This window comes from Mesorhizobium sp. B1-1-6, assembly GCF_006443035.1.
GTDB lineage: Bacteria > Pseudomonadota > Alphaproteobacteria > Rhizobiales > Rhizobiaceae > Mesorhizobium.
The window spans coordinates 382,008-395,080 of sequence record NZ_VFWR01000002.1 but is presented as its reverse complement, the minus strand read 5'-3'; the positions used below and the strand labels follow the sequence as shown (position 1 = coordinate 395,080).

Below are 13,073 nucleotides of genomic sequence, written 5' to 3'. Positions count from 1 at the left end.
CGCCGACCTTTGCTGTTATTGCAGGCAGACAAAGAGGCCTGCATAAAGAATGAGCACTATCGTTATACGGGCCGCGCGCGCGGCCGACCTCGACACCATTACGCAAATCTATGCCGACGCTGTGACCCGCGGCACGGCGAGCTACGAGCTGGAGCCGCCGGGGCGCGCCGAAATGGGCATGCGATTCGACACGCTCCAGGCCGGCGGCTTCCCCTACCTTGTGGCGGAAAAGGATGGCGCCGTGCTCGGCTATGCCTATGCCGGTCCCTTCCGGCCGCGCCCGGCCTATCGCTTTGTCGTCGAGGACTCCGTCTATGTCGCGCCTGATGCCAAGGGCCAGGGTGTCGGCCTCAAACTGATGCAAAGCCTGATCGCGGCCGCCGAGGCGGCGGGCTTTCGCCAGATCGTCGCTGTGATCGGCGATGGCCATCCCGACAGCGCTTCCGTCAAGCTGCACGAAAAGCTCGGCTTTCGTCATTCCGGCCGCCTTGAAGGCTCCGGCTACAAGCACGGACGCTGGCTGGACACCGTGTTCATGCAACTGGCGCTGAACGGCGGGGCCTCGGCTCCGCCGGATCCGGAATCATTGCCGGAACGGAAATTCCGTCAAGAAAAATAAGGGCTTAGATGAGCGCCAAGACGGAGGTCAACCGAGCAATTGCGCCGCGGTTCAGGCCTCGACCAGCTTCAGCTTGTTGTCGAAGACGCCGAGCACACGGCCAAGCTCCTGCCCGCGCTTGAGGATACGGCCGCCCGCGGCGATGACGGCGAAGGCGCCTTGTTTGCGTGCCAGTTTCGGGTCCTTGACGATCTGGAACAGCGGCACCTCGCTGGCCCGGCGGAACACTGAAAACACGGCCCTGTCGGTGAGATGATCGATAGCGTAGTCGCGCCATTCATTGGCGGCAACCATGCGCCCGTAGAGTTTCAGGATCTGGTCCAGTTCGCGCCGCTCGAAGCGCACCGGCTGGTCGAGGCGCGCACGGCGTGCCTCGTGGAGCGGGATCAGTATCGCGGATGCGTCGCCATCCTCCGTCCCGCCGCCGTGATCGGTCATGCCTCGATCCTTCAAAAATGAATCTTTGCCAACCAAAGTTGGCGCTTTCGCCATCGAATTGCAAGTGCCGGCGAAGCGGTGCGGACCCGCGCCATTTCCGTCGCGTCCAGTCACGTTTGCAAACGACATGTTGGAATTGGTGATGCTCCGCCACATTCTCGCCATTTTTTATCCGCGCTCATGCCCCAATGTCCGACGAATTTACCGGCGTTGCCTGAGACGGTTCGGTCCGGCACCGGCTCGTAAACCCCAAGCCCCCCGCCCACGGGTCTGCGTCGGATCGAACCAACCTCGGTCTTTCCTCGGAAAGACCGGGTGCGACGATCCCAAAACCTAAATGACCGACGTCAGAAGCAAGCTGACGTCGGTTTTTTCATGCCTGGGTCGCCGCTAATGCGGATTTCCCGCCGTATGGACGGTTTTCAGCCCGATCCGGTGCGACCGGCAGGATCGATGGGCGCCGAAATCTTGGCATGCCGTCCGCGCTTGCCAACGCCATCACCACTTAATAAGGTGTTAAGTGAAACGGGAGCGGCAATGCCACGCATATCGGACTCCACGGCGAAAGAGGTGAATGGTACGGTCGCGGCCACCCCTGAGGCCGGCGGCGTCGGTCCCCGCATCAAGGCGCTGCGCATGGCAAGGCGCGTCTCGCTGCGCCGGTTGGCCGACATGACCGGCACGACGGCGAGCTTCATCAGCCAGCTCGAGCGCAATCTGTGCGGCGCCAACACAGGCACGCTGCTCAGGATCGCCGCCGCTCTCGATCTCGGCATCAACGACCTGTTCGAGGGCAGCAGCCGTCCGTTGCACAAGGTGCTGAGGCGCGAGGAACGGCCTGTCGTTCCCGTCGGCGTGCGAGGCCGCAAGATGCTTTTGTCGCGGCGGCCGATCCATCAGTTCGAGGTTTATGCGGGGCATTTCGAGGTCGGCGGCTCGACCGGCGACGACGCCTATGTGCATGGCGGCGAGCATGAGATGTTCATGGTGCTCAAGGGAACCGTCGAACTGACGCTTGCCGACGAGCGCCATCTGATGCGCGAAGGCGACAGCGTCGAATACGCGACCTCGGTGCCGCACCGCACGGTCAATGTCGGCGACACACCGGCGGAGGTGCTCTGGATCATCGCGCCGCCGACCGCCGGCGCGCTGGAACTCGATCAGTACAGGACCGGAAACCGCTCGCATCCGGGTGAATGAGAACAAATGCGAGCTCTGGAATGGGAGAGTTGAACATGAGAGTGAAATTTGCACATGCGGCGTGCCTGGGCGTGCTTCTGGCGGCGACGGCCGCGCTCGCGCAATCGAAGCCGGTTGCCGGAGAGGTGGCCGAAGGCTCGCTGAAGGGCAAGACCCTGACTTTCGTGTCCTATGGCGGCATCTACCAGGACGGCCAGGCGGCAGCGCTCAAGGAGTTCGTGGACAAGTCGGGCGTCAAGCTGCTCAATGACGGCCCGACCGAGATCGCCAAGCTGCAGGCGCAGGTCGAGTCCGGCAATGTGACATGGGACGTTGTCGATACCGACGATCTGCCGCCTTATGTCTATTGCGGCAAACTGTTCCAGAAGCTGGACTTCACCAAACTCGACGTCTCGAAAATTCCCGAGGGCCAGGTCGGCGAGTGCTCGGTGCCGGCGATGAACTACGGCGTCGTGCTGATGTACAACACCGAAAAGTACAAGGACAATCCGCCCAAGAGCTGGGCCGACTTCTTCGACACGCAGAAATTCCCCGGCGTGCGCGGAATCGACGGCTCCGGCAGCCCGACCGGTGGCTTGCTGGAACAGGCGTTCAAGGTTGCCGGCGGGGACCCCAAGGCGATGACGGTGGCCGATATCGACAAGGCCATCGATGTGGTTCGCAAGCTCGGCCCCGATACCATCTTCTGGAAGACGGGTGCAGAATCGCAGCAACTCGCCGAATCCGGCGAGGCCGACATGCTGATGATGTGGACAGGCCGCGCCATGACCGCGGTCAAGAACGGCGCCAAATACGCACCGGCCTGGCAGGACTGGCTGGTGGTGATGGATCAGATGACGATCCCCGTCGGCGCCAAGGACACGGAGGCATCCTACGCGCTGCTCAACGCCTATCTTGGCAAGCACGCGCAGGAGGTGTTGACGGAGCAAACGTCTTACACGCCGATCAACAGTGAAGCGCAGCCCAAGGTCGACGCTTCCGTCTCCGCTTTCCTGACCAACACGCCCGAACGCCAGAAGCAGGGCTACAAGCAGAACTTCAAGTTCTGGGTCCCGAACTTCGCGGTGGCGCAGGAGAAGTGGTCCGCGCTGATGTCCGGCAACTGACCGGCTGAGGGAGACCAAAAGCCGTGAGCGCGTCCCAGCCAGCCATTCCGGCCGCCGAAAGGCGCCGGGCATGGCGGCCGTTCGCGCTCGCGCTGCCGGCGCTGGTCCTGCTCTTCGCGGTGATTGGCTATCCGCTGCTCACCATCGTCGTGCGCAGCCTGTCGGAGCCGCAGTGGGGCCTACAGAACTATATCTGGTTCTTCGGCGCGCCCATCAACCTAGCCGTGCTCCGGCGGACCTTCCTCATTTCAGCATGGGTCACGCTGGTCTGCGTGGTTTGCGCCTATCCCTATGCCTATCTGATGACCGCGGTCCGACCACGCGTGCGCTTGGTGCTGCTGCTATGTGTGCTGATCCCGTTTTGGGTGAGCGGCGTGGTACGCACTTTGTCCTGGGTGATACTGCTGCAGGATTCGGGGGTCATCAACTCGATCCTGCGGGCGCTCGGGTTCGGCGGCATCAGGCTGATCCGCACCCAGACGGGCGTGGTCATCGGCATGGCGCAGGTGCTTTTGCCTTTCATGATCCTGCCGCTCTATTCGGTCATGAAAGGCATCGATCTCAGGCTGATGCAAGCCGCGCGGAGCCTCGGGGCGAGACCCTCGCGCGCGTTCCTCACGGTGTATCTGCCGCTGTCGCTGCCTGGCGTCTATGCCGGTGCGATCATCGTCTTCATCCTGGCGCTCGGCTTCTACATCACGCCGGCCCTGCTCGGCGGACCGCGCTCGACGATGCTGTCGACGCTGGTGCAGACACAGGTGCTCAGCCTCCTGCAATGGGGCAGGGGCGGGGCCATGGGCGTGGTGCTGCTCGTCACGACCTTCGTGCTGCTGGCGCTTGCCGCGCCCGTGATGCGGTCCAGCCATCGGCAAGCGGGGCGGCCCTGATGGAGATGAAGCCGCTTACCCGCGTCATGCTGGGTCTTGTCTGCCTGCTGGTAGCCATATGGCTGGTGGCACCGACGCTCGTCGTGGTGCCGATGTCATTCAACGAGAATAAATCGCTGGCATTTCCACCCCAGGGCTTCTCCTGGCAATGGTACGAAAATTTCGTCACCAATCCGGATTGGTCGACCAGCTTCCTCAATTCGCTGAAGGTCGCATCGATCGTTGCGGTTCTGGCAACCGTGCTCGGCACCCTTGCCGCCTTCGGCCTCGACCGCATGCAGGCGCGGCCGGCAAATCTCCTGCGCATGCTGATGCTGACGCCGATGGTGGTGCCGGGCGTGGTCCTGGCCATCGGCATCTACGCCGTCTATCTCGACACGCGGCTTGTCGGCACGCTGCTCGGCTTCGTTCTGGCCCACACCATCCTTGCGCTGCCTTTCGTGTTGATCGCCGTTTCGGCCAATCTCGAAGTGTTCGACAAGCGGCTGGAGACAGCCGCGGCGAGCCTGGGCGCAGGTTCGCTCACCACGTTCCGCACGGTGACGCTGCCGCTGATCGCCCCCGGGGTACTGTCAGGCCTGCTGTTCGCCTTCGCCACCTCCTTCGACGAGATCGTGGTGTCGCTGTTCATCACCAATCCCTATCTCAAGACGTTGCCGGTGCAGATCTTCGCTTCCATCACGCGCGACGCCGACCCGACGGTCGCGGCCGTCGGCACGATCCTCTTATGCGCAACGACACTGCTGATCGGCGGCGGCATGCTGCTTCTTGGCCGTGAGCGGAAGGGAGGCTTATGAATCAGAAAGCGGAAAGTCGCGGTGCGGCGATCGACCTGGAGTCGGTAAGCAAGGCCTATGGTTCCTTCAAGGCGCTCGACGGCGTGTCGCTGCGAATCGAGCCGGGTGAATTCATGACGCTGCTCGGCCCGAGCGGCTCAGGCAAGACGACGACGCTGAACGTGATCGCCGGCTTTACCGACCTGACCAGCGGCAAGCTGCTGGTCGGGGAAAAGAGCGTGGTCGGCGTGCCGGCGCACAAGCGCAACATCGGCGTGGTCTTCCAGCATTATGCACTGTTCCCGCACATGACGGTCGGCCGCAATGTCGCCTATCCGCTGAAGCTGCGCGGCGTCACCGGGGCAGAACGCGAACGCCGCGTCCGCCACGCGCTCGACATGGTCAAGATGGCCGATTTCGGCCATCGCTTTCCAAGCGAGCTTTCGGGCGGCCAGCAGCAGCGCGTGGCGCTGGCCCGCGCCATCGTCTTCGATCCGCCGCTGCTGCTGATGGACGAGCCGCTCGGCGCGCTGGACAAGAAACTGCGCGAATGGCTGCAGCTCGAGATCAAGCGCATCCACCGCGAACTCGGCACCACCTTCGTCTATGTGACGCACGACCAGGAGGAGGCGTTGGTGCTCTCCGACCGCATCGCCGTGTTCAACCGCGGCGGCATCGAGCAGATCGGCACCGGCCGCGAACTCTACGACGAGCCGGCGACGCTTTTCGTCGGCAAGTTCATCGGCGATTCCACCGTGCTGCGCGGCCCCGCCGCCACTTCCGGCAAGGAGACGGCGATCGAGATATCCGGGCAGAGAGTGGCGACCGCCAAGCGTCTCGCCGATGGCGGCAAGCCGGTGATGCTGCTGCGCCCCGAAAAGCTGGCGCTTGCGCGTCGCGGCGGCGGCGGGGATGGCCGCAACCGGCTCGCCGGGCGTATCGGCGAGGCCATCTATCTCGGCTCCGGTTCCAAATACGAGGTGGAGCTCGCCGACGGCTCGAAAGCCATCGTGCGCTCGACGCTCGAGGCGGACACTTTTGCCATTGGAGACGAGGTCGACGTGCTCTTCGCCGGCGGCGACGTGAAGCTGCTCGCCGATGACGACAAGGCCGACCTGACGCTTACCTGAAACAAAGCGGCCTCGCCTTTCCATGGAAAACGACGGGGCCGCTTCCTCTCTTGGTGTTTAACGCAGTTCCGGACGGGAAACCGCTCCACACTTTTCCTGGAATCGCACGGAGAACGGATCACAAGATGCAAGCCCAGCGCAATGGCGACGTGTCGTTCTGGTATGCCGACATAGGTGGCCCGCCGGCCAGCCGCCCACCCTTGCCCGGCGACATCGAGGCCGATGTCTGCATCGTCGGCGCCGGCTATACCGGACTTTGGGCGGCCTACTATCTGAAGAAGGCGAAGCCCGCGCTGCGCATCGCCATCGTCGAAAAGGAGTTCGCCGGCTTCGGCGCCTCGGGCCGCAATGGCGGATGGCTGTCCGGCGGCTTCAGCTGGTCGCGCGAGAAATATGCAAAAACCTCCTCGCGCGGGGCGGTGATCGACATGCAGCGCGCCATGTCCGGCACGGTCGACGAGGTGATCGCGATTGCCGCTGCCGAAGGGATCGACGCCGACATCCGCCGCGTCGACAACATCACCGTCGCCACCAACGCCGCGCAGCTTGAGCGCGCCAAAGCCGAGTACGAAGAGGCCCGGCACTGGGAAATGCCCCCGGAGCGGTTGGCCTTCCTCGGTGCGCAGGAAGCGCGCGAGCGCATCGCCATCGACAATGTATTGGGCGCCTTCGTCGTGCGCGACGTCGGGCGCGTGCAGCCGGCCAAGCTGGTGCAGGGTCTGGCGGCGGCGGTCGCGCGGCTCGGCGTTCCGATCTACGAGCAGACGCAGGTGCTGGCGCTCGAGAAGGGCAAGGTCACCACCGACCGCGGCGTCGTGCGCGCCGAAAAGATCGTGCGCGCCACCGAGGGCTTCACCGCCGGCATTGCCGGCTACGAGCGTCTCTGGCTGCCGCTGAACAGCGCCATCGTGGTGACCGAGAAGCTGCCGCAGAAGCTCTGGGACGAAATCGGCTGGAGCGGCTACGAGGTGCTGGGCGATGCCGCGCATACCTACTGCTATGCGCAGCGCACGCGGGAAGGCCGGATCGCCATGGGCGGCCGGGGCGTGCCCTACCGCTTCGGATCGCGCACCGACACGCGCGGCAAGACACAACAGGCGACCATCGACCAGCTGCACGAGATCCTGACCAGGCTGCTGCCGCAGACCAAAGGCGTGCGGCTCGACCATGCCTGGTGCGGCACGCTCGGCGTGCCGCGCGACTGGTGCACGACGTGCGGCTTCGATCGCGAAAGCGGCATGGGCTGGGCCGGCGGCTATGTCGGGCTCGGTGTTTCCAGTTCGAACCTGTCCGGCCGCACCTTGCGCGACCTGGTGCTCGGACACGACACGGAGCTGACCCGGTTGCCCTGGGTCAACCGCACGGTGAAGAAATGGGAGCCGGAGCCGCTGCGCTGGCTCGGCGTCCACGCCATGTACCAGCTCTACCGCATCGCCGACCGGCGGGAGGCAAACGGCCTGGGGCGGACGTCGCGCCTCGCCGCTTTCGCTGATCGCCTGACCGGCCATTGAGGCAGGTCACTCAAACGCGATTCCGTTTGGTCGACAGGCATGAATGGAGACCGACAGCGCGTCGCATCATTTCCGTTTTCGGCGGCGCGCTTCAGAGCCTTCGATCGAACGGCGCATCGGAACCGGGGCGGTGAATGAAGGCGGCGCCCAGGATGGGCCCTGGCAGGCCGTCCTTGCCGACGGACTGCAAAAGCACGGCGCAGCCGCCCTTCTTGGAAATCTCACTCATCGGCAATTCGTAGCGCTGCGCCTTGCCGTGCCAGATGCCCGCTGTCTGGATGCCGGTCACCGCGTTCCAATAGGTCATCTTGCGGCCCGTGTTCTCGCCCTGGCCGATCGTGACCGTCTGCGGCGGCTCGAAATAGACGATGACGACATGAGCATCGCTGGGACCGGTCCCGCCATCGCCGGCATCGATCATGACGCGGTCGCTGGTCCGGCTGACCTTGATGGCGACCCGCATGTCTTCGCCGATCCTTGCCATGCGGGCGAGTTGGCCATCGACCTCGCCGCGATTGGCGCCGTTCACATGGACCCGGCCGTTGATGACCGCCTGCGGCGTATAGACTGAGCGGTTGCCGAAGGCCCGCATATACTCATATTGCCGCTCGGTGTTTTCCTTGCTGCTCAGCGTGTCCCGCCAGCCGAGATAATCCCAATAACCGACGTGATAGGAGAGCGCGACAAGATCCTGCCTGGCGGCAAGTTCGGAGAAGAAGGCGTCGGCAGGCGGGCAGGAACTGCAGCCTTGGCTGGTGAACAGCTCGACCACGCCCACGGGCCTGTCGCCCTGGGGCTTGTCGGCCGGGAGCCTGCCGGACTCGCCGGCGTGCCCGGCACCGGCAAACGCCGAGAAGGCCAGCGCGAACGCTGCCAGCCACAATGATCTACGCGAGGCCATGACCATTCCAATTCCCGCCGGTGATGCCGGCTTTGTTTTGATTGGCTGAAATATGTGGCAGAACCGGAAGTCAACGGGAAGTCACGTTGCGGTGAAATTTTGCCATTGCAAGCCTGGGTAGGGCGGCAATAGGAGAAGCCCACTGCATTTCAACCGGCGGTTCGATTCGGGGGCGGGATCATCATCATGTGGCAAAGTTTCCTGGCTCCAGTCGATCTCTATTGCGAGCGAACGGGTCCTGAACTTTGGGCCGAGCCGGTGAATGCTTTGACCAACCTGGCTTTCATTGCCGCGGGACTATGGGGCGTCCGCGAAGTGCGGCGATGCAGGACCGGCATTTTCGCCGAGGTCCTGGCCTGGTGGGTGGTGGCGATCGGCGTCGGCTCGACGATCTTTCACATCTTCGCTACCAAGGGAACGGTCTGGGCAGACGTGGTGCCGATCGCCGGCTTCACGCTGGCCTACACGCTGTTCAACCTGCGCCGCTTCCTGCGCCTGGAATGGGGCAAGGCGATCGCGATCTTCGTCGTTTTCTATGCCGTTGTCGGAGCGATAACTCTGGCCGTACCGGATTGGCTGCGCCAGGCGTCGAACGGCACCACAGGCTACCTGCCGCCGTTCCTGGCGCTCGCCTTCTTCGGTGTCTGGGTGGCGGCCAGCGGCAATCGCGCCGGCTGGTATAATCTGGCCGGATCGGCGATCTTCGTGCTGTCGGTCATCTGCCGCATGGTCGATCCGCTGGTCTGCACCAGCTTCCCGCTCGGCACGCACTTCCTCTGGCACCTGCTCAACGGGCTGATGCTGGGCGTGCTGCTGGCCGCCGCGGCGCGCTACGGCGCGCCACAGCGAGGCAGTAGGCAGTAGGTCCTATTTCCTACTGCCTAAGCCCTACTCCCTTGCCGCTACGCGGCAAGATCGCGCAACACGTACTGCAAAATGCCGCCGTTCTTGAAGTAGTCGAGTTCGTCAAGCGTATCGATGCGGCAGATGATCGGCACCTTCTTCACCGTGCCGTCGCTATAGGTGATCCTGGCTTCCATCTTCTGGCGCGGCTTGAGGGCGTCCAGGCCGTCGATCTCGACCAGCTCATCCCCTTTCAGGTTGAGCGAAGCCCATGAGGTGCCTTCCTCGAAGACGAAGGGGATGACGCCCATGCCGACCAGGTTGGAGCGGTGGATGCGCTCGAAGGACTGGGCGATGACCGCGCGGACACCAAGGAGATTCGTTCCCTTGGCCGCCCAGTCGCGCGACGAGCCGTTGCCGTATTCGACGCCGGCGAAGATGACCAGCGGCACGCCTTCCTTCTTGTATTGCATCGCCGCGTCGTAGATCGATTCCTCTTCCTTCGACGGGTAATGGATGGTGTAGCCGCCTTCCCTGCCATTCTCGCCCAGCATGTGGTTGCGGATGCGGATGTTGGCGAAGGTGCCGCGCATCATCACCTCATGGTTGCCGCGGCGCGTGCCGTACTGGTTGAAGTCGGCAACGCCGACGCCATGCTCGGTAAGGTATTTGCCGGCCGGCGAGGCGGCCTTGATCGAGCCCGCTGGCGAAATGTGGTCGGTGGTGATCTTGTCGCCGAACAAGCCCAGCACGCGGGCGCCCTTGATGTCGCCGATCTTGCCGAAGCCCGTGGTCATGCCGGCGAAATAGGGCGGGTTCTGCACATAGGTGGAATTGTCGTCCCAGGCATAGGTCTGGCCTTCCGGCGCCTTGACGTTCTGCCAGTTCTCATCGCCCTTGAAGACGTCGGCATATTTGCGGGCGAACAGCTCGCGCGTCACGTTCTTCTCGATGAATTCCTGGATTTCCGCCGAGCTCGGCCAGATATCCTTGAGGTAGACCGGCTTGCCGTTCCTGTCCTCGCCGAGCGGTTCGGTGGTCAAGTCTTTCGTCACCGTGCCGGCCAGCGCGTGCGCCACGACCAGCGGCGGCGAGGCGAGATAGTTGGCCTGCACGTCGGGCGAGACACGGCCCTCGAAGTTGCGGTTGCCGGAAAGCACCGCGGCGGCAATCAACCCCTTATCGTTGATGGTCTTGGAGATCGGCGCCGGCAGCGGGCCGGAATTGCCGATGCAGGTGGTGCAGCCGAAGCCGACCAGGTTGAAGCCGATCTGGTCGAGCTCCTTCTGCAGGCCGGATTTCTCGAGGTATTCGGCGACCACCTGGCTGCCTGGCGCCAGCGAGGTCTTCACCCAGGGCTTCTGCTTGAGGCCGAGGCGATTGGCGTTGCGGGCGAGCAGGCCGGCGCCGATCAGCACGCTCGGGTTCGAGGTGTTGGTGCAGGAGGTGATGGCGGCGATGACGACATCGCCATGGCCGAGATCATGGCCGGTGCCTTCGACGGCGTAGCGCTTCGAGATTTCCGCCGCCTTCTTGTATTCGGTGTCCATCGCCTTGACGAAGCCGGCCGGGATGCCTTCCAGCGCGACGCGGCCCTCGGGGCGCTTGGGGCCAGCCATCGACGGCACGACGTCGCCGAGGTCGAGCTCCAGCAAATCGGTGAAGACCGGGTCGGCGGAGCCTGCGTCACGCCACATGCCTTGCGCCTTGGAGTAGGCTTCGACCAGCGCGATGCGGCTTTCCTCGCGGCCCGACATTGTGAGATAGCGGATGGTCTCGCTATCGACCGGGAAGAAGCCGCAGGTGGCGCCATATTCAGGCGCCATATTGCCGATGGTGGCGCGGTCGGCCAGCGTCATATTGGAGAGACCGGGGCCGAAGAATTCGACGAACTTGCCGACGACGCCCTTCTTGCGCAGCATCTGGGTGACGGTGAGCACGAGGTCGGTGGCGGTGACGCCCTCCTTCAGCTTGCCGGTGAGGCGGAAGCCGATGACCTCGGGCAAAAGCATGGAGACGGGCTGGCCGAGCATCGCCGCCTCGGCCTCGATGCCGCCGACGCCCCAGCCGAGCACGCCGAGGCCGTTGATCATGGTGGTGTGCGAATCGGTGCCGACGCAGGTGTCGGGATAGGCTGATGTTTCGCCGTCCTCGGTGTTCGTCCACACCACCTGGCCGAGATATTCGAGGTTGACCTGATGGCAGATGCCGGTACCGGGCGGCACGACGCGGAAATTGCGGAACGCCTGCTGGCCCCATTTCAGGAACTTGTAGCGTTCCTCGTTGCGCTCATATTCGAGCTCGACATTGCGCGCGAAGGCCATCGGCGAGCCGAACTCGTCGACAATGACGGAATGGTCGATGACGAGGTCGACCGGCACCAGCGGGTTGATCTTTTGCGGGTCGCCGCCGAGCGAGGCCATGGCGTCGCGCATCGCCGCCAGGTCGACCACCGCCGGAACGCCGGTGAAATCCTGCATGAGGACGCGGGCAGGGCGATAGGCAATCTCGACGCCGGCCGTCCCCTTGTCGGTCAGCCAGCCGGCGACGGCCTTGATCGAGTCCTTGGTGACGGAGCGGCCGTCCTCGTTGCGCAGAAGGTTCTCCAGCAGAACCTTCATCGAATAAGGCAATTGGGCGATGCCGGTGAGCCCGTTCTTCTCGGCCTCGACGAGGTCGAAATAGGTATATTCGGCGTCGCCCGCTTTCAGCGTGCGGCGGCAATTGAAACTGTCGAGGGATTTTGACACGTGCGATCCGTCCTTGTCTGTTCAGCCTGAAAGGGAACGGACGCCGATGGCATGCAATCACGCGCAAAGGTGCGGGTACGGCCATTTCCGCTGTCCGCTCCCAAGCAACCCGAGCCGTTCAAGGCGGCGCGTGCGCTGGTTCGGCGCTAGTTCTGTTCCCGCGCCGACCGCTGGCACGGATGCACCGCATATAGAGAATTTTCTGGAATAGTTCTAGACAGTTAAAAAGCAAATTTGTGCGATGCGGCAGGGGCCGAGGCGGATTGTTTCAGGGCGGGCGAGGGATGCGGCTTATCGCCGAAAATCTGGGCGGCGAACGCGGCGGCGAGACGGTGTTTTCGGGCATTGGCTTTGACCTCGATCAAGGCCAGGCGCTTGTCGTCACCGGGCCGAACGGATCAGGCAAATCGACCTTGCTCAGGATCGTCGCCGGACTGCTGCCGAAGGCTGAAGGCAATTTGCTGATCGAGGGCGGCGGCGATGAATTTCCGTCGATCGCTTCGGCCTGCCACTATCTCGGCCATCAGAACGCAATGAAAACGGCGCTCAGCGTGACGGAAAACCTGCGCTTCTGGCGCGACTTCAACGGCGGTGGATCCTTCGGCGTCGAGGAGGCGCTGGAGACGGTCGGACTGGGCGGCATCGGCCATCTGCCGTTCGGCTATCTCTCGACCGGGCAAAGACGACGCGCGGCGATTGCGAAACTGCTGGTCAGCCACCGACCGATCTGGCTGCTCGACGAGCCGACCGCCGGGCTGGACAGGGATTCGGAGGCGCGATTCGCGGGATTGATGAGGGGGCATTGTTCCGAGGGCGGGATGATCGTCGCGGCAACGCATCTGCCGCTCGGGATCGAGGGAGCGCAGACGTTGAGGATGGGGCAGGCCTTTTGATGACGGCACTCTACGGCGC

Annotated in this window: 12 protein-coding genes; 9 read left to right on the top strand and 3 right to left on the bottom strand. The window is 63.8% G+C overall.

Translation table 11 applies throughout. The features are described 5' to 3' along the window. Nucleotides 1-49: 49 nt before the first annotated feature. Entirely contained in the window at nt 50-619 is a 570-nt protein-coding gene (locus FJ979_RS05600; protein WP_140524595.1) for a GNAT family N-acetyltransferase, read from the top strand. Nucleotides 620-670: 51 nt separating this feature from the next. Here the strand turns inward: FJ979_RS05600 and FJ979_RS05595 are convergent, their stop codons facing one another. Continuing rightward, on the bottom strand, nt 671-1,057 hold the full coding sequence (locus tag FJ979_RS05595; RefSeq protein WP_140524596.1) for a DUF2794 domain-containing protein: 387 nt from the start codon (nt 1,055-1,057) through the stop codon (nt 671-673). Nucleotides 1,058-1,594: 537 nt separating this feature from the next. On the opposite strand from FJ979_RS05595, the gene FJ979_RS05590 reads away from it, so the two are divergent. From FJ979_RS05590 to FJ979_RS05565, 6 genes are all read left to right on the top strand, one after another. After that, nucleotides 1,595-2,257, top strand: coding sequence for an XRE family transcriptional regulator (locus tag FJ979_RS05590; RefSeq protein ID WP_140514019.1), 663 nt, complete (start codon nt 1,595-1,597; stop codon nt 2,255-2,257). A 35-nt stretch (nt 2,258-2,292) separates the two neighbouring features. Further along, complete coding sequence (locus FJ979_RS05585) at nt 2,293-3,363, top strand: extracellular solute-binding protein (protein ID WP_181165196.1); 1,071 nt, start codon at nt 2,293-2,295, stop codon at nt 3,361-3,363. Between the two features lie 23 nt (nt 3,364-3,386). Further along, complete coding sequence (locus FJ979_RS05580) at nt 3,387-4,250, top strand: ABC transporter permease (protein ID WP_140580210.1); 864 nt, start codon at nt 3,387-3,389, stop codon at nt 4,248-4,250. Beyond that, the gene (locus FJ979_RS05575; protein WP_140492241.1) at nt 4,250-5,047 is read left to right on the top strand and encodes an ABC transporter permease; all 798 of its coding nucleotides are present in this window, start codon (nt 4,250-4,252) and stop codon (nt 5,045-5,047) included. The genes FJ979_RS05580 and FJ979_RS05575 overlap by 1 nt, the downstream gene beginning before the upstream one ends. Then, the gene (locus tag FJ979_RS05570; protein ID WP_140580209.1) at nt 5,044-6,156 is read left to right on the top strand and encodes an ABC transporter ATP-binding protein; all 1,113 of its coding nucleotides are present in this window, start codon (nt 5,044-5,046) and stop codon (nt 6,154-6,156) included. The genes FJ979_RS05575 and FJ979_RS05570 overlap by 4 nt, the downstream gene beginning before the upstream one ends. Before the next feature lie 125 nt (nt 6,157-6,281). After that, nucleotides 6,282-7,667, top strand: coding sequence for an FAD-binding oxidoreductase (locus tag FJ979_RS05565; protein WP_140580208.1), 1,386 nt, complete (start codon nt 6,282-6,284; stop codon nt 7,665-7,667). Nucleotides 7,668-7,758: 91 nt separating this feature from the next. Here the strand turns inward: FJ979_RS05565 and FJ979_RS05560 are convergent, their stop codons facing one another. Next, on the bottom strand, nt 7,759-8,574 hold the full coding sequence (locus FJ979_RS05560; protein ID WP_140580207.1) for a thioredoxin family protein: 816 nt from the start codon (nt 8,572-8,574) through the stop codon (nt 7,759-7,761). A gap of 180 nt (nt 8,575-8,754) precedes the next feature. On the opposite strand from FJ979_RS05560, the gene FJ979_RS05555 reads away from it, so the two are divergent. After that, on the top strand, nt 8,755-9,432 hold the full coding sequence (locus FJ979_RS05555) for a ceramidase domain-containing protein (RefSeq protein WP_140580206.1): 678 nt from the start codon (nt 8,755-8,757) through the stop codon (nt 9,430-9,432). 38 nt (nt 9,433-9,470) lie between these two features. Here FJ979_RS05555 and acnA read toward each other — a convergent pair whose 3' ends face one another. Continuing rightward, nucleotides 9,471-12,161 carry an aconitate hydratase AcnA gene (gene acnA / locus FJ979_RS05550; protein WP_140580205.1) on the bottom strand — a complete coding sequence of 897 codons (2,691 nt, stop codon included), beginning with the start codon at nt 12,159-12,161 and terminating at the stop codon, nt 9,471-9,473. A gap of 284 nt (nt 12,162-12,445) precedes the next feature. Between acnA and ccmA the strand changes: the two genes are divergently transcribed. After that, entirely contained in the window at nt 12,446-13,054 is a 609-nt protein-coding gene (gene ccmA, locus FJ979_RS05545; protein WP_140580204.1) for a heme ABC exporter ATP-binding protein CcmA, read from the top strand. Nucleotides 13,055-13,073: the final 19 nt, after the last annotated feature.

What these genes read in the sequence shown, in the direction of transcription:
- FJ979_RS05565 (WP_140580208.1), top strand. Translation starts at nt 6,282, where the DNA reads ATGCAAGCCCAGCGCAATGGCGACGTGTCGTTCTGGTATGCCGACATA.
- FJ979_RS05575 (WP_140492241.1), top strand. Translation starts at nt 4,250, where the DNA reads ATGGAGATGAAGCCGCTTACCCGCGTCATGCTGGGTCTTGTCTGCCTG.
- FJ979_RS05570 (WP_140580209.1), top strand. Translation starts at nt 5,044, where the DNA reads ATGAATCAGAAAGCGGAAAGTCGCGGTGCGGCGATCGACCTGGAGTCG.
- FJ979_RS05595 (WP_140524596.1), bottom strand. Translation starts at nt 1,057, where the DNA reads ATGACCGATCACGGCGGCGGGACGGAGGATGGCGACGCATCCGCGATA.
- ccmA (WP_140580204.1), top strand. Translation starts at nt 12,446, where the DNA reads ATGCGGCTTATCGCCGAAAATCTGGGCGGCGAACGCGGCGGCGAGACG.
- FJ979_RS05560 (WP_140580207.1), bottom strand. Translation starts at nt 8,574, where the DNA reads ATGGTCATGGCCTCGCGTAGATCATTGTGGCTGGCAGCGTTCGCGCTG.
- FJ979_RS05600 (WP_140524595.1), top strand. Translation starts at nt 50, where the DNA reads ATGAGCACTATCGTTATACGGGCCGCGCGCGCGGCCGACCTCGACACC.
- FJ979_RS05590 (WP_140514019.1), top strand. Translation starts at nt 1,595, where the DNA reads ATGCCACGCATATCGGACTCCACGGCGAAAGAGGTGAATGGTACGGTC.
- FJ979_RS05555 (WP_140580206.1), top strand. Translation starts at nt 8,755, where the DNA reads ATGTGGCAAAGTTTCCTGGCTCCAGTCGATCTCTATTGCGAGCGAACG.
- FJ979_RS05585 (WP_181165196.1), top strand. Translation starts at nt 2,293, where the DNA reads ATGAGAGTGAAATTTGCACATGCGGCGTGCCTGGGCGTGCTTCTGGCG.